Raw genomic sequence first — 16,445 nt, 5'->3', positions numbered from 1 at the left:
GCGGGTTTATGAAAGGAAAAACAGTGTTCTTTCAAGACAAAACATCATTTTTTTAGAATAATAAACTATCAAATTGGTAGACTAAATAGTTTACCTAAATTTGCATACCAGCCACCACCATCATTAATGCTTCTGTACACCCACTGTGGGCCGGGAGCAGCATGTATCACTTAACTAACTCCTGAACATGAAAGGGTACGTTTATCACCTACTCGGGGTGACGGCGGCGTGGTTGCTGAGCGCATTTGCCGTAGTCGACAACACTTATGAGGAACAGATCCGCGACTGGCATCTGAAACGCGTCGAAAGCCTGAAAGCGGAAACGGGCTGGCTTAACCTCGCCGGGCTTTTTTGGTTGAATGAGGGTAAAAATACCTTCGGTGGGGCGGAGGAGAACGACATTCTTTTTCCGCGCGAAAGAAGCCAGCCGTTCCTGGGAGAGATTACGCTCGACAAAGGGAGGATCACGCTCAAAGCCAAACCCGACACACAGATTTTCAACGGCGATCAGCCGGTGTCCGAACTGGACATTTTCCCTGACGGAAAGGCCGTTACGCTCAGACACGGCGCGCTGCGCTGGTTTGTGATCAAGCGCGGCGAAAAGTATGCGATCCGCCTTCGTGATCTGGAAAGCGAATACCTGAAAGGGTTCTCGGGTATCGAAAGGTATCCGGTGCAGGAAAGATGGCGGGTGAAGGCACAATTTGTTCCTACCCAAGGACGCACGGTGTCCATTACCGACATTACAGGCCGCACCGACGAACAGGTTTCGCCGGGCAAGCTCATTTTCACTGTCAACGGCAAGGAATATAACCTCGACGCCGTTGGCAAGCCTGAAAATCTGTTCATCATCTTCGCCGACCAGACCAACAAGCAAGAGACTTATGGATCCGGCCGCTTCCTCTACTCAACTGTCGAGCCCGATGGCACAGCATGGCTGGATTTCAACAAAGCCATTAATCCACCTTGCGCATTCTCACCTTACGCGACTTGTCCGCTGCCACCGAAGCAGAACAAGCTGATGCTGGCCGTTTTGGCGGGTGAGAAGCGTTACGGAGCGCATTGATCGGCCATTTTCAAGAGGTATTCCCGGAAATCCTATCCTTCGAAATGTGGGACGCCTTACGAAACGACGAACATAACGCATGTGGGGCGTTGCTCTACTAGTGGTATATTCTCGGATCTTTCCCGGAATTTGTCCGCCAGGATTTTCACTTTATTATATTTGTATATAAAATCTATAAAAATACTAGATTAATAAAATCGAAAACGATTAAACACAAGGCGCATGAAGACCTATCAGCTCAAACTCACCTATCCGGAAACACTCAGTGTGCATCATCTTACTTCGTTGGTGGAATCGGATAAAGGCGTTAGGATACAGCAGTTGAATATCACCGGTCGCGGGCGTGAGTTTGTGGGCGTGCTGGTGGTGGAAACTGCCGGGTTACTTCATTACGATTCACTCGTGGAGCGGCTTCGTTCGCGGCAGGAAGTACTGCTGGACGAGCCGGATATTGCGCCGCTTTGACCTCCCGGGTCCATCGTTCCATAACATTTCAACGTTGATTTTGCTGCTATAATGCTTCGGCACGCACAGGGTGCCGTCAGGGAAACTACCGGCCGAACTTACCAGTTTGCCGTGAAAAACCCGACCACCACTGGCCGGCACAAGCCGCAACAAACTCCCGCTGGTTCGATCTGGTCCGCTACAAGCTATTAGAAGAGCCTGATTCTTATCTTATTAAGTCCTTACACGCCGACGACGGCTGACGGCCGGGGGACGATGGACGACGTTTTTGACGGCCGACCGCTGACCGCGGACGTTGTTTTTTTGAAAATAGTAACAACGACAACCACCAAAATATGCTTAAAACAATCAAAATTGGCATTATTCTCAACGTAATCCTGTCGCTAAGCGGCATTCCGCTGTACGCGATCGGCGGTACATCGTCCACGGTCCATGGCCGACAACCATCCATCGGCGGTCAGCGGTCGGCAGTCGGCGGTGAAAAGCCGACGGCTGCCAAACCGAACATTGTGATCATCATGGCCGACGACCTCGACAGCCGGCAACTGAGCTGCTATGGCGGCCAGAACTTGAAAACGACGCATATCGATGCATTGGCGAAGGATGGGTTGAAATTCCATAACCTTTTTACTTCGGAGGCGATGTGCGTGCCTACACGCGCGTCGCTTTTTACCGGTTTGTACCCGGTGCGCCACGGTTCGTTTCAGAACCACAAGCCGGTTTACGATAACCTGAAAAGCGTAGGGCATTACCTGGCCGACCTCGGATACCGCGTGGGCCTAACCGGCAAAGACCATGTGACAAAGCCGAAAAGCGTTTTTCCATTTGACATTGTCGATGGTTTCGAACCCAACTGCGTAGCACCGACGGACGATTACAGGCTGGACGATGTGAAAAAGTACATGACGGCGAGCGACAAGCCATATTGCCTTTTTGTCATGAGTATTAACCCGCACGCACCCTGGACGGTAGGGGACACCACTGAATTCGACGCGGCGAAACTGAAATTGCCGGCCAACTGGGTGGACACGCCGATAACCCGCAGGCAGTTTGTAAAATACCTGGCGGAAGTACGGCGACTGGATAATCAGGTGGGTGATATTCAAAAGTTGCTGAAAGAGACCGGTCAGGACAAGAATACGATCCTGATCTTCCTCGGTGAGCAGGGCGCGCAATTTCCCGGTGCTAAATGGAATCTGTACGATACTGGTCAGCGCAGCTCGATGCTCGTTAAATGGCCGGGGAAAGTGAAACCGTCCACCGAAACTAATGCATTAGTACAATACGAAGACATTACCCCGACGCTGATCGACATTGCGGGCGGGAAACCGGTTACCGGGCTCGACGGGCGCAGCTTTTTGCCGGTCATTGCGGGTAAAAACAAAGAGGCGCGCAACTACGCTTACGGCATTCATAACAACATTCCCGAAGGCGATCCCTACCCGATCCGCAGTATCCGCGACCATCGTTACAAGCTGATCCTGAACCTCACGCCCGACAAACAATATTACAACCGCTTCATGATGAACCGCGAATCGACGAGCCGTAATGCGGTGTGGTTCTCGTGGGTGGATGACACCAAAGATCCGAAGGCGAAAAAGATTACCGACCGTTTCGAAAACCGGCCAGCCGTGGAATTTTATGACACAGAAAAAGATCCGTTCGAGCTGAAAAACCTCGCCAAAGACCCGCAGTACGCCCAGCGCATTGCAGGCCTGAAAACCGAACTCGAAGCCTGGATGAAACAGCAAGGCGACGAAGGCGCTTCCATCGATAAGGTGTATCCCGGGAAACAGGAAGCAAAATGAACAAACAGCTCATCACAATCCTTGCCCTGTCCCTGATAACCATCTGTGGCCCATCGTCTATGGTCCATGGTCAACGCCCAGGCGCCAACAGTCAACAGACCATCGGCCGTCAGCGGTCGGCCGTCGGCGGTCATCCCCCCAACATCCTCCTCATCATGACTGACGACCAGGGTTATGGTGATTTTGGTTTTACAGGTAATCCGCACGTGAAAACGCCGAATATCGACCAGCTCGCGGCACGCTCCACGCGGTTGACCAACTTCCATAACTCTCCCGTATGTGCCCCCACGCGTGCCAGTCTGCTCACGGGCCGGTACCACCAGCGTACGGGCGTACACGACACTTACAACGGCGGCGCGATCATGGCCGCAGAGGAAACAACATTGGCCGAAATCCTTTCCAAAAATGGCTATAAGACAGGTATTGTAGGTAAATGGCATTTAGGTGATAACTATCCGTTCAGGCCCTCTGACCAGGGTTTCCAGTACAGCCTGATCCACGGCGGTGGCGGGGTAGGGCAGCCGGGGGACTTTTACGAAAATTTCGTCCGCACCGACAGCAGCTATTTTAATACGACCCTGGCCGAAAACGACCGGAAAGTAAAGCGACAGGGCTACTGCTCGGATATTTTCACCGATCAGGCCCTCGAATTCCTGCGCGAAAAGCGTTCTGCGCCCTTCTTTTTGTATGTATCCTACAATGCGCCGCACACCCCGTTGCAGCTGCCCAAAAAGTACGAGGATATGTACAAAGACCTCGCATTTGACACCGAAACCGACCGGCAGCAAGACAAAGCCTGGGCAAAAATGACTGACAAGGACAAAGCCGACGCTCGCAAAGTGTACGGCATGGCGACCAATATCGATGACAACGTCGGCCGCATTCTCGCAGAGCTCAAAAAGCAGGGATTGGAAGAAAACACCATTGTAATATTTGTTACCGATAATGGTAATCAGCAATTGCGCTTCAATGCAGGTTTCCGGGGACTGAAAGGAAGTGCCTGGGAGGGCGGTACGCGGGTGCCGTTCCTGATTTCCGGCGCGGGGCTTTTTGAAGCCGATAAGGAAGTGAATGCATTGACAGCGCATATCGACGTGCTTCCAACTGTACTGGAAGCGGTGAAGGTCCCTTTGCCCGCTAATCTGAAAACGGATGGACGTTCCGTATTGAAGACCATTCAGGGCAAGCTGGCACCTTCCCCGCGCACCTTTTACAACGCATGGAACCGCGGCTGGCCCGAGCCTTACCGCAATGCGGCCTTTTACCGGAATAATTTCAAACTGGTAGCATTCAATGCCGACGGAGATGACCTGCATACATTCGGGTTGTTCGATATGGACAAAGATCCTTTTGAACAAAACAACCTCGTGCAATCGCAACCCGCTTTGGCCAGGCAGTTGAAAAAAGAGCTGGATAGCATCTTTACCGACATTTCAAACAGCCCGAACCTGACGCCCAGGCGCATTATCGTCGGTTCGGTACATGAACCGGTGTCCATCCTCACCCGACAGGACCTAAACGGTACGAGCATGGGTGCGTGGCTTTCCGACAAAGCAACCGGCTATTGGAACATCACCATCGCCCGGGACGGTTATTACAACCTCCGCTCCATCCACACGTCCCCGATCGCCAAAGGCACAAGAAGCCTCGTGCGCGTAGGCCACGTGCAAAGGAGTGCGGTGGCGAAGGGAGATAGCAATGCGGTACCGATCGATAAGGTGTGGCTAAAAAAAGGGGATTACCTCGTGGAATCGTGGTTTGAAGGGCAGGGAGGGGTGACGGGGCCGTTTTATGTGGAAATTGCAAGATGACCGCCGACGGCCGACCGCTGACCGCCGACTTGCGGTTTTGGGGTTTAAGTCAGAATAAAAACAAAGAATAATTAAGTAATAAAGATCGCAAACATGGATCGCAAACATGAGATCGGCGGTCGGTCGTCAGCGGTCGGTGATCAAAAAAACAAACCAACAACTTCATGCTAAAACAACTTCTATTTGCCACCGCGCTCTTGCAAGCCGCAACGTGGCCTGCCCACGCTCAAAAGAAGAAAGCCCCCCAACCACCCAACATTGTCCTCATTGTATCCGACGATCATAGCGCCCCGTTTTTGAGCAGTTGTGGTTATCCGCAGATTAAAACGCCGAATATAGACCGGCTCGCGCAGGAGGGCATCCGCTTCACGCGGGCGTACACTACCGCGCCGCAATGCGTGCTCTCGCGCGCGGCCATTATGACCGGGCGCAATACGCTGGATATCCAGATGACCCGGTTCTCGGCCCCGCTCGATGCCTCGGTAACTTCCTATCCCGAACTTTTGCGCAAAGGCGGTTATTATACCGGCATTCTCGGGCGCAATTTTCACCTCGACGGCAACCGACGGGTGCCCGAAACGGTGACCGTTTTGGAAAAATATGGTCTGGAAACATTCAAAAACCGCGTCGATTACCTGAATGCGACCGGTAACCGCGATAGTATTTTCCAGCAATACGCCGAATTCCTCGACAAAGCGCCCAAAAACAAGCCATTCTTCGTGCAGGTCGGTTACAGCGACCCGCACAGGATTTTTAATGCCAAAAACTTCGAACCCGACCCGCAAACGCTCACATTGCCGGCACATTGGCCCGACACCAAGGGCGTACGCGCCGATTTTGCTGCCTATCTCGGTGAAATCCAGCGGCTCGACAGCGATGTGGGCCGCGTTTTGGAAGATTTGAAAAAGCGCGGCTTGGAAGAAAACACGCTCATCGTGTTCATTGGCGATAATGGAGGTGCATTGCTGCGCGGCAAGGGTACATTGTACGACCTGGGCATTCACGTGCCGCTCATTATCCGTCATCCCGGTTTGATCAAGGGCGGGGCGGTCAGTAATGCCCTCGTGTCCGGTATCGACATTGCTCCGACGTTCCTTACTGTGGCAGGGCTGCCGGTTCCCAAGGATATTACCGGCAAAAGCCTCACGCCCGCATTCGCCGATCCGCAGCAGGGAGGTCATGATTACATTTTTGCTGTCCGCGGTGCGCACGGGCAAGGGTTACCTACGAACTCTTCCAATTTTGACCTTGGCAGGACGATTTTTAATAAAAAATATAAGCTGATCTACAATGCGATCTGGCAGATTCCCTACCACCCGGTAGACTTCGCCGGTCAACCCTTCTGGCTCGAATTGAAACAGCAGCACGCCGAAGGCAAACTCGAAGAAAAGTACGACAAACTCCTCTTCGCCGATCGCCGCAAAATGTTCGAAATCTACGACCTCGAAGCCGACCCCGATGAAACCAACAACCTATCCGGCAAAGCCGAAGTCGCCACCATTGAGCACGATTTAAAAACCCGTTTGCAGGAATGGATGATTTTGAACCGTGACTATTTGCCATTACCGATAGCGCCGGAATAGCGGCCTGCGGCCGCTGACCATGGACGATAGACCGCCGACCATGGTCAGCCGACACAACATGGTCCATGGTCTATCGTCCATGGTCACACCAACGTCACCAAAATCAACCCAACGCCCCATGAAATCCCTACTAATAAACCTGCTGCTTCTCACCGCCGCCACGGCGTTTGCACAGCAGCCCCAACCGACGACCCAACAGACCGCGGCCCGACCGATCGCGGCCCGACCGATCGCGGCCCGACCGACCGCGGCCCGACCAAACATTATTCTCATTTATACCGACGACCAGCGCTTCGATGCTTTGAGTGTTGTGCAGCAGGAGCAGGGCGACAAAGCGCGGTTCCCGTGGTTCACCACACCAAATCTCGACCGCCTCGCCAACGAGGGCGTTCGTTTCCGGAATGCGTTTGTGATCAATTCACTATGCTCGCCCAGCCGGTCGACAATGCTGAATGGGCGTTACAATCATTTGAATGGCATTGCTAATAACCATACCGGGCTGTCGGATACCACCGTCACCTACGCCACGGAGCTACGTAAGGCTGGCTACACCACGGCATTCTTCGGTAAATGGCATATGGGGAAGGAAACCGGCAAGCGGCCCGGCTTCGATTATTCGGCCAGTTTTGTCGGCCAGGGCCAGTATTTCGATTGCCCAATCGAGGTGAATGGAAAAACGGAGCCTAGCCATGGATGGGTAGATGACGTTTCGACGACCAATGCGATCGAGTACATCAAGCAGCACAAGAACGAGACATTGCTGGTTACGCTGGCATTTAAATCGGGACATGGCCCGTTCCAGCCACCGGTGCGGCATAAGGATACATTTGCACAAGTGAAGTTGACTAAACCAGTAACCGAAAGCCTCACTTCGCCGTACAAAAACCAGATCGAAACCCCTCGCAGGCAGAATGGCGGCGCATCCGGGAATGCGAATGGCGCCCAGAATGCGAATGCAGCTCCGAATGGCAGCACCAGCGCTTCCTGGACGGAAAACAATGATCAGAAAATCCGTAACTATTTCGGTGCGCTTAAAGGCGTCGATGAGAATGTTGGCCGCATTTTGAGCGTGCTCGATTCGTTGAAACTGGATCAGAATACGGTCGTCATTTTTTCCAGTGACAACGGCTTTTTCTTCGGCGAGCACGGCTTGGGTGACAAGCGGGCAGCCTATGAGGAGTCCATCCGTATTCCGCTGCTGGTGCGCTATCCCGCCCGTTTTCCCAAAGGCAAAAAGATCGACCAAATGGTGCTGAACCTGGACAATGCACCGACGTTGCTCGACCTGGCAGGCGTTCCCGCACCCGCTTCGTTCCAGGGCAAAAGCTGGGTGCCGCTGATCGAAGACAAAGCCAAAGGGTGGCGGACGTCTTTCCTGTACGAGTATTTCTATGAAACGCCATACAATACCCCGACGATCAAGGCAGTCCGCACCGAAACCGGGAAGCTGATTCAGTATCCCGGCGAGGAAGGCTGGTCGGAACTGTACGATCTTTCCAAAGATCCTGCCGAAACGACCAACTTGTACCAGTCACCCAACGGTGAAAAGCTAAAAAAGCAACTACTCGGGGAACTGAGCAAGCAGGAAAAAGCAACCGGCTACATAAACCCCGACTACGCTGACGCGAGGCCAGTGGATGAGAAGGGGCAGTATAAGCGGCCGGTGAAGGAGGTGATTCCCTGAGCGCGTGCCGACCGTTTACCACGGACCATGGGTTCGTAGTGCCTTAGAGCGATGAAAACCGGAGTCCTAAGCATAGAAACATGGTCCATGGTCTATCGTCTATGGTCAAAATCTTCCAACCATCCACCATAAGCCCCAACGCCACCCATGTTCCGTCGCCACTTTCTAAAAAACGCTGCCCTACTTCCTGCGCTGTCGCTCGACATTCCGCAAGCCGACACCAAGTTGCTCATTACCGACATCCGTATTCATGAAGTCAAGGTTAACCAGCGCGGTAACTGGCACTTTGTTGAACTTGTTACCAATAAGGGACTTACAGGATTCGGGGAGGCATCGCACGGGTTTTCGGCGGCGGTGAAGGATGGTGGAAGCCAGCTGCGGACCGAATTGAACAGTTTGTTCCGGTTCGTGAAGGGTGAGTCGCCCTTTGCGGTGGAACAGTACCGGCAGCGTAGTTTTCAGAAGGCTTTTGAAAGGGGCAAGATCGCCATTACGGCGTTCAGCGCCATCGAACATGCGCTTTGGGATTTGAAAGGAAAGGCTTTGGGTGTGCCGGTGTATGATCTGCTGGGCGGCAAGCTGCGCAATGAATTGAAGGTGTATGCCAATATCAACCGCGCGACCAACGAACGCGACGCCAATGGCCGCCGGCTCATCAGCGCATTTCAGGCCAATGCGGAAAGTGCATTGAAAAGTGGCTTCAAAGCCGTGAAGCTCGCGCCATTTGATGATATGAAACCTTTGAAATCGTCGGACGAAAAGCAGGTCGCTTCGGATATTGACTACGCCATAACCTGCATCGAGGCTGTCAGGCGGACCATCGGACCGGACACCGATCTGCTGATCGACGTGCACAGCCATTTGAACCAGGAACTGGCCATCTCCACGGCCAAACGTTTGGAAAAATCCAACTTATATTGGTTTGAAGAACCCGTCGATCCCCAAAAATTTCCCGCAGAAACCCTCGCCATTACCGATGCCACCAGGCAGCCTTCTGCGGGAGGAGAATCGATTTTCGGCAGGCAAGGCTTCGCCGAACTCATTGCCACCCGCGCGCTCGACGTGATCATGCCCGACGTGAAGCATTGTGGCGGTATTCAGGAGCTGCGCTTCATTGCCGCACTCGCAGAGACCGCAGGCAACATCGCCATTGCGCCCCATAACCCGAGCGGTCCCGTCTCCACGGCAGCCAGCGTGCAGGTATGCGCATCCATTCCCAACTTTTCCATTCTCGAATATGCCTACGGCGAAGTCCCCTGGCGCGCCGAGTTGCTGTCGCCGATCGAGCGTTTCGAGAATGGTTTTATCCACGTGTCGGATGCGCCGGGGTTGGGACATCAGTTGAATGAGGTGGTGCTGAAGAGGTACCGGCAGTAATGACCGCCGACGGCCGACCACTGACCGCCGACGGCCGACCACTGACCGCCGACGGAGTTGACGATGGACCATAGACGATAGACGATGGACGATGGACCATGGTTTTGGAATTGCGTAAACTAGGGCTGGTTATGGTCCATGGTCTGCGGTCCATGGTCGATCGTCTATCGTCAACATCCGCCGTCACCATACCGCCATCGGCGGTCAGCCCTCCTGTCTCACCATGGCTTCGAAGTTCCCTCTATCAGCCACATTTTTGACCATTGGTTGTTGGTAGCAGGGCTGAGCCTTGAAATCGCCTGGTTGGTATTGGCTGGATTGTAGTTGATCTCGCTTTCGCCGTAAATGTAGCGGACGGGGATTTTGCTGCCCTGGGCGCCGTTGGTTACGTTTTTGCCAAGATCCGGAAAGCCGGTGCGGCGCCAATCGAACCAGCCTTCCATGGTGGAGAAGGCCGATAGCCATTTTTGCTGCATGAGCCATTCGAGCGGGTTGGCAGCAGCTTTGTAGGCAGTTTGCGAACGTTGCAGAAACGCAGTCTGATCGAATGCCTGAGCAGTGTGGCTTACAGGGTTATACACCTTCGTATCGCCGTTGGTAATGCCATATTGGGAGAGCGATGCAGCGATCCCCGCGGAGGCGTGCGCCCAGGTGTCGCCGGCGATCCAGCCTTTCAATACCGCTTCCGCGAGCAGGAAATGCACTTCGGCTGCCGGAATGAATACGGCCTTCACGAGCGGATGCGTGTTGGTGCGGTACATTGTGCCGAGGTAGGAGACGAACGGGTTGGCCGCACCGCTGTTGTAAATGCCGCTATTCAATGCAATGGCTTGCGTACGGTGTGCTGCGGCATTGTTATTATAGCTATCCGGGTCGGTCAGTGCGATTTTTAACCCTACATAAAGCGACGTGTCGAGGCCCGCCTGGTAGGATTTTACATAACGTTTCACCGCGCCCGAAGCATCTTTTTCGAATACCACGTCGGCACCTTTGTCGCGTACGAGGGTTTGCACTTCCACTGGCCTGAACCAGACGGTGAGCCGCGGATCGAGGTTGCTTTTGAGGTGTTCCACAATGGTAGAAGCGGCTTTCACACGATAAAACTCCGATTCGGTGGTGGTGACCAGCGGGCCTTGCGTCCATGAGTCGATCGTGTTGGTACCGGGGAAACCCACAGCGGCATTGTCGGCGGTTTCGGTAATGATGGGGTATTTGGCAGGGTCGGCTACGATTTTGGCAAATTCAGCGGCTACATTGACACCCAGTGCATTCATATCGGCCGCTTTTTCTGAAACGCGCATCAGGTAACGTAAGCGCAGGGAGTTGGCAAATTTGCGCCATTTCAATAGGTCGCCGGCGTAGAGGATATCGGCTTTTTTCATGACGGACGACTGCACGCTTCTCGCTTGTTCAAGGGTTGTATTCGCTTCGTCGAGGTCTTTCAGGAGGCCTGCGAAAATGTTTTTTTGCTCGTCGAATGCAGGTTGAAGATTAGCGGTGCCCTGAAATGCCTCACTATACGGGATATCGCCCCACATGGATGTTTGCAAACCAAACCAATAAGCCTGCATCACCTTAGCCGTGCCTTTGATAAACAGGGAATCTACATTGCCCGCGGCCCGGGTTTCGAGGTAGCTCGCGTTGGCCAGCGGCTGGTAAAGATTGCGGTAGTCAAACGTTAACGGGGTCCAGGCAAACTGGTTGGTAATGGAATATTCCAGAAAGTCGCGTTGCGTGTACTGCATCGCTTCGGGCACCACGCGCTGAGTTACATTGCCGGCAAAAGCGACATCGCTCAGTTCGGACGCAGAGCCAGAGAGTACCGAGGTGAGCACATAGGCGGGGTTGACCTTATTGTCCGTCAGCTCGTTGGGGTTCTGGTTAATTTCGGTGAGGTCCTGACATCCGGCGAGCAGCAGCAGGCCGGCCAGGGCGGAAGCAGAAAGTCGATATAGATGGGTCATGGTCTTCTGCATTAGAATTGAATATTTAATTTGGCACCGATCGACATGGTCGTCGGGTAGAACGATGCGCGGTCGAAACCAAGGAGGTAATTGGACGTCGTAGCGAACTGGTCGTTGGTGTTCATCATCGTCGATTCAGGATCGAGGTGGTTTTTTGCTTTGGTCCAAAGCATGATATTCCTCGCAAACACCGAGAGGGTAATGCCGCCGGAAGCAAGTGGCCGGGCCACGGCATCAGGAAGCTTGTAAGCGAGCGCCAGCTCCCGCAGTTTCACGAACGACGCATCATAGATCCAGCTCTGCACACCCCTGCTCCAGTAACCCGATCCCGGATCGGCGATAAGGTCGCTGCGAAAATATTTCGTGCCCGGCGCTCCGAAGTTTTCGGTATACTCCCCATTGGCACCGGCAATTACACCCGGGAAGAACGCGCCGTTCTGCGCTGCACCCCCGTAGTCGAACCCGCCCAGCTCGGCCGTGCGTCCGCCCACGTAGGTAATGCCGTCCATTGCATTGTATTTCTGTGGGTTAGATTTGATTTCGGCTGCCAGCGCCTGGTTGTCCCCATGAAACGAATTGTTGCTGAGAATGCCTGTAAAGGTGCTGGAACCGTCGCCTTTGTACCAGCTATCCGTACGGCCATCGCGGGTGAGGCGTTTCATACTTTCGGAATAATACTCGCCGCCCTGCCGCCAGTCGATGCTCGTCGAGAGGGTGAAGCGTTTGTAGGTAACTGTGCTTTGGAAGCCGAGGGTGAAATCCGGCATGACATTGCCCAGCTTGATGTTGGTCGGGCTTTGCTGTACGTAACCATTGTTGTTCAGCAATGGCCAGCCGGCATATGCGCCTTCGGTCACGCGCACCACGTCGGGGCCCCAGAGGTCGCCCACGGTACCGCCGAGGGCGGTCTGGCTGTAAATGTTGTTACGCGACCAGAACTGAAAATTGCTCACCCCCTCGGGCAGCGCCATGAGTTTGCTGTGTTCCTTGCTGAAATTGAAACCCATATTCCATTCCAGGTCTTTCTGGTGAATGGGCGTGAGTTGCAGCGAAAGTTCTATACCGCGATTGCGCACGACGCCTGCATTGACATTGGCCGCGGTGAAACCCGTGGAACCGGAAACCGAAATTCCCGTGATCTGTTTTTCATTGCTGACATTGTAATAGGTCGCATTGAGTGCCAGGCGCTTCTTAAAAAAAGCCACATCAAGCCCAACTTCGCTGGAAATAATGCTTTGCGGCAACAGGTTGCTGGTAGGCGTGGTGCCTGGGAGCGAATACGTCGTATTATCGCCCCAGGTCGAGCGGTTTAATGTCATCGACAGTTTGTAAGGATCGGTGTCCTTGCCGACTTTCGCCCAGCCGCCGCGCACTTTCACCAGCGACACAGCTTCCGGCATTTTGACCAGATCCGAAATAATTACACTCAGCGAAGCCGAAGGGTAGAAGTACGAGCGGTTATTGACGGGCAGCGTGCTTGACCAGTCGTTACGGCCGGTCAATTCCAGAAAAATCGCATCCCGGAAACCGATCGACGCCGTGGCATACAGGCTGTTGATGCGCTTGTTGAGCCGTGTAGCCGTGTAATTGACGGAGGCTCGGTCGATGTTACTGGCCGTGTAAAGCCCCGGTAGCACGTAAGCTTGTCCGGTAATGGTGGAAAAGGAATTGTTCTGGAAAAACAGGTTACCACCTGCGGAAGCATCGAAAGAGAATGCCTGAATGCTTTTCTTGTAATTCAACAAAAAGTCGGTGTTGATCTCTTGAAAATTCCTTGAAATGTAGGAATAACCGCCTTTGGGGAGTGCTTTTTCTGACAATGCGGTGCGGTTGTCGGTAACGTACGACTCGTTGAAACCACCAATGCGGCCCATCAGGCTCAGTTCGTCGGTGATGTTGTAGTTCAGGCGGACGTTGCCATAAGGCCTTACTTTCCGAAACGTATTGACATTTTCATTGACCGTAAACCAGGGATTGTTGAAACCGTTGGCCCATACATTCTGCTGCACGTCTTTTTCTTTCCAATAATCTTTCAGGTCACTGATATCGAGCCAGTTGGGGGTGAAATAGAGGTCTTCGTAAGGATAATTGTCATACGAAAGCCCGCGGAAATTATCCGAACCTGAATTCAGGTAATTGAAACTGGCGCTGATGCTCAGTCGGTTGGTGAAATTATAGGAGGCCGAAAGTGCGATCGCATCCTTGCGCAGATTGCTTTCGGGATAAATGCCTTTTACACGGGTGTCCGAAAGCGACAGTGAAAAGCTCAGTTTTTCATTGGTATTGGAAACGGTAATGTCATTGATGAAACTGTTGCCCACCGTGACGAAATTTTTGACATTATCGGGGTGCGCGGTAAGGGGCGTGGCCACGCCATTGGTCCCAAACCGCGCTACCGACGTGCCCATTTCGGGCCCCCACCAGAGGTTGCTCGCCTGATTGAACGCCCCATTGGAGCCCGTTACGAAGCGCTGCTGAATGGGTACGTATTGGTAAGGAATGCTCGCTGTGTAAGCCGTGTTGACGCTCACGCCCAGGCCTTTCTTACCCTTATTGCCACTTTTCGTGGTGATGAGCAACACGCCGCTACCTGCCCGTGAACCATAAAGCGCCGCTGCGCTGGGGCCTTTCAGGATGTTGACACTTTCGATATTGTCGGCACTGAGGTCGGAAAGTACGCTCACGTCCGTACCGGTAGGGAGTCCGTCTACGACGATCAGCGGGGAATTGTTGCCCGAAAGCGATGTAAACCCGCGGATGAGGATAATCGGATCGCTGTTGAGATCGGGCGTGGTGTTGATGACCCGCACACCGGAAACCTTGCCGGTAAGGCCATTCACGACATTGTCTTGCGGCACCCGTGTGAGTTCTTCGCTTTTGACCTCGCCTACTGCATAACCCAATGCCTTTTTGCTCCTTTGCAAACCCAATGCGGTCACAACCACCTCGTCCAGCGATTTGTTATCCTGCGCCAGGCTGATATTCAGTTCACTTTGATTAGCTACCGGCATCTCTTTCGACAGATAGCCCACAAAGGAGAACACCAATGTGGAGCCGCCGTCCGGGATTTCCAGACTGAATTTTCCATTTTCGTCGGTGGTTGTGCCGCGTTGCTGGCCTTTGATCAGAATGCTGACGCCCGGAAGCGGTTGCCTCGCTTCATCGGTGACGGTTCCCGACAAACGCCGGTCGACATCTACCGGCGGGACCGACGACTGTGCGCTATCTACCTGCACCGGTAAGCTGAGGATAATGCGACGGCCAACACTTTTATAGCTCACGCGATCAGGAAAGAAAACTTCATCCAGCACCTGCGAAATCGTCTTTTCGCCGGCATTGATCGACGCTTTGCGATGAACGGGAATTGACCGGGAACTATATACGAAGCTTACTTTTGCTTCCGTTTCAAGCCGGTCGAGAATAGCCTTGATACGCGCCTGCCGCATTTGCATATTGACTTTGGCATATAGCATATCCTGCGATTGGCCCGAATCCCGTGGCGAAGCCCCGGTAAGGAACGGGAGAAGCATCAGAATGGGCAATAGCTTTCCGAAAGACAAGAGCTGTCTTTTTGTTTTCATACACTTCAGAGGTTTGAGGTTAATGGGTCAAATTCCGGACGTTTCCGGAAATCAGGGATGGGGCGTACCCGGCAACGGTCCGCAGCCCCCGCCACGGATCAGCACGCCCTGTTGATCTACTGTAAATTGCGCATTTAAGGCACTTGTAACGATCTCCAATTGACTGGCCAACGGTTCGCCGGATAGGTCGGCCGTAACGGGGCAGCCCATGATGTCAGCATTTTCGGTGCGGATTTCCACGCCATATGCATGTTCGAGCAGCGCAACCACCTCTTTCAGTGGCTTGTCGTTGAATATCAGCAACGACTTGCTTTCCGGGGCTGTTTTTTGAGGCTCGTCGACAAGCCCCACCACCAGCGCGTCACGACCAGGCCGATAGGTCGCTTTCAGATTGGCCGTCAGCACTACTTTTTCCGCGGATGCTTTCGGCTTGCCATTTTGGTCGAGTACCTGCACCTGGACTTTCCCCGACAGTACTTCCACCTGCGCGGAGCCGTTCCGTTCGCTGATCGTGAACTCGGTGCCGAGAACACGGGTGCGGATGCCGCTGGCATTGACGATGAATGGGATGACCTCGTTTCTGGTAACCGCAAAAAATGCATTGCCTTTGAGATTAACCGTGCGGGTTACCCGGTTGAAACCGGCATCGTAGGAAAGTCTCGCACCGGGTTGGAGCACGACGCTGCTGCTGTCGGGCAGCCGAACTTCCCTGGCCGCAGCGGTATTGTTTTCATGCATGACCTGCCCGGACACCGCTGCTGTTTCCGCTGGTTTTTTGTAAATCATAAAATAGAAACCGGCGAGTCCGCACACGAGTAAAATGGCTGCTGCAATGCGGTAAAAAGAGCGAAAATTGTTACCGGCTTTGGGCAGGGGATTGCCACCGGTACGTTCATGGATTCGGGCCCAAACCTTGTTGCTGGCATCTGATTCCCGGGCAAAGTCCACGTCTGGATTGTCGAGAGCGTCGTACCAGGCCTCCATAGCCTCCCGTTCGGCGGCGTCGGACTGTCCTTTCCGGAAGCGGGACAGCATTTTCAGGAAACCATCGGTAGCGTTGAGTGCCATATTGATAGGGCCGTTTAATGACAGGACGTTTCAGCGCG

The 16,445-nt window shown here is 53.5% G+C and carries 10 protein-coding genes; 7 read left to right on the top strand and 3 right to left on the bottom strand.

What is annotated here, in order from left to right; translation table 11 throughout:
- The first annotated feature begins 187 nt into the window (after positions 1-187).
- The 7 genes from LZD49_RS26650 (at position 188) to LZD49_RS26620 (ending at position 9,794) form a co-directional block, all read left to right on the top strand.
- Positions 188-1,066 carry a DUF1684 domain-containing protein gene (locus LZD49_RS26650; RefSeq protein WP_234670770.1) on the top strand — a complete coding sequence of 293 codons (879 nt, stop codon included), beginning with the start codon at positions 188-190 and terminating at the stop codon, positions 1,064-1,066.
- A gap of 222 nt (positions 1,067-1,288) precedes the next feature.
- Positions 1,289-1,531: a hypothetical protein gene (locus LZD49_RS26645; protein WP_234670769.1), complete on the top strand. Its 243-nt coding sequence runs from the start codon at positions 1,289-1,291 to the stop codon at positions 1,529-1,531.
- Between the two features lie 335 nt (positions 1,532-1,866).
- The gene (locus LZD49_RS26640) at positions 1,867-3,339 is read left to right on the top strand and encodes a sulfatase (RefSeq protein WP_234670768.1); all 1,473 of its coding nucleotides are present in this window, start codon (positions 1,867-1,869) and stop codon (positions 3,337-3,339) included.
- Positions 3,336-5,150, top strand: a complete 1,815-nt coding sequence (locus LZD49_RS26635; RefSeq protein ID WP_234670767.1) for an arylsulfatase — start codon at positions 3,336-3,338, stop codon at positions 5,148-5,150. Before LZD49_RS26640 ends, LZD49_RS26635 begins: the two co-directional genes overlap by 4 nt.
- Positions 5,151-5,314: 164 nt before the next feature.
- Positions 5,315-6,733, top strand: coding sequence for a sulfatase (locus LZD49_RS26630; protein WP_234670766.1), 1,419 nt, complete (start codon positions 5,315-5,317; stop codon positions 6,731-6,733).
- Positions 6,734-6,851: 118 nt separating this feature from the next.
- The gene (locus LZD49_RS26625) at positions 6,852-8,417 is read left to right on the top strand and encodes a sulfatase (RefSeq protein ID WP_234670765.1); all 1,566 of its coding nucleotides are present in this window, start codon (positions 6,852-6,854) and stop codon (positions 8,415-8,417) included.
- Between the two features lie 147 nt (positions 8,418-8,564).
- Positions 8,565-9,794 carry a mandelate racemase/muconate lactonizing enzyme family protein gene (locus LZD49_RS26620; RefSeq protein WP_234670764.1) on the top strand — a complete coding sequence of 410 codons (1,230 nt, stop codon included), beginning with the start codon at positions 8,565-8,567 and terminating at the stop codon, positions 9,792-9,794.
- Between the two features lie 218 nt (positions 9,795-10,012).
- Here LZD49_RS26620 and LZD49_RS26615 read toward each other — a convergent pair whose 3' ends face one another.
- Genes LZD49_RS26615 through LZD49_RS26605 form a run of 3 tightly spaced genes read right to left on the bottom strand, consistent with a single transcriptional unit; the run spans position 10,013 to position 16,407 of the window.
- Complete coding sequence (locus LZD49_RS26615; RefSeq protein ID WP_234670762.1) at positions 10,013-11,758, bottom strand: SusD/RagB family nutrient-binding outer membrane lipoprotein; 1,746 nt, start codon at positions 11,756-11,758, stop codon at positions 10,013-10,015.
- A gap of 11 nt (positions 11,759-11,769) precedes the next feature.
- Complete coding sequence (locus LZD49_RS26610; RefSeq protein WP_234670760.1) at positions 11,770-15,339, bottom strand: SusC/RagA family TonB-linked outer membrane protein; 3,570 nt, start codon at positions 15,337-15,339, stop codon at positions 11,770-11,772.
- Between the two features lie 51 nt (positions 15,340-15,390).
- Entirely contained in the window at positions 15,391-16,407 is a 1,017-nt protein-coding gene (locus tag LZD49_RS26605; RefSeq protein WP_234670759.1) for a FecR family protein, read from the bottom strand.
- Between the last annotated feature and the right edge of the window lie 38 nt (positions 16,408-16,445).

It is taken from the genome of Dyadobacter sp. CY261 (assembly GCF_021440085.1).
Classification (GTDB): Bacteria; Bacteroidota; Bacteroidia; order Cytophagales; family Spirosomataceae; genus Dyadobacter.
The sequence above is the reverse complement of the archived record's forward strand: the minus strand, read 5'-3'. Positions and strand labels throughout refer to the sequence as shown.

Coding starts and splice junctions, on each gene's coding strand:
- LZD49_RS26630 (WP_234670766.1), top strand. CDS start 5,315: ATGCTAAAACAACTTCTATTTGCCACCGCGCTCTTGCAAGCCGCAACG.
- LZD49_RS26635 (WP_234670767.1), top strand. CDS start 3,336: ATGAACAAACAGCTCATCACAATCCTTGCCCTGTCCCTGATAACCATC.
- LZD49_RS26645 (WP_234670769.1), top strand. CDS start 1,289: ATGAAGACCTATCAGCTCAAACTCACCTATCCGGAAACACTCAGTGTG.
- LZD49_RS26605 (WP_234670759.1), bottom strand. CDS start 16,407: ATGGCACTCAACGCTACCGATGGTTTCCTGAAAATGCTGTCCCGCTTC.
- LZD49_RS26620 (WP_234670764.1), top strand. CDS start 8,565: ATGTTCCGTCGCCACTTTCTAAAAAACGCTGCCCTACTTCCTGCGCTG.
- LZD49_RS26650 (WP_234670770.1), top strand. CDS start 188: ATGAAAGGGTACGTTTATCACCTACTCGGGGTGACGGCGGCGTGGTTG.
- LZD49_RS26610 (WP_234670760.1), bottom strand. CDS start 15,339: ATGAAAACAAAAAGACAGCTCTTGTCTTTCGGAAAGCTATTGCCCATT.
- LZD49_RS26625 (WP_234670765.1), top strand. CDS start 6,852: ATGAAATCCCTACTAATAAACCTGCTGCTTCTCACCGCCGCCACGGCG.
- LZD49_RS26615 (WP_234670762.1), bottom strand. CDS start 11,758: ATGACCCATCTATATCGACTTTCTGCTTCCGCCCTGGCCGGCCTGCTG.
- LZD49_RS26640 (WP_234670768.1), top strand. CDS start 1,867: ATGCTTAAAACAATCAAAATTGGCATTATTCTCAACGTAATCCTGTCG.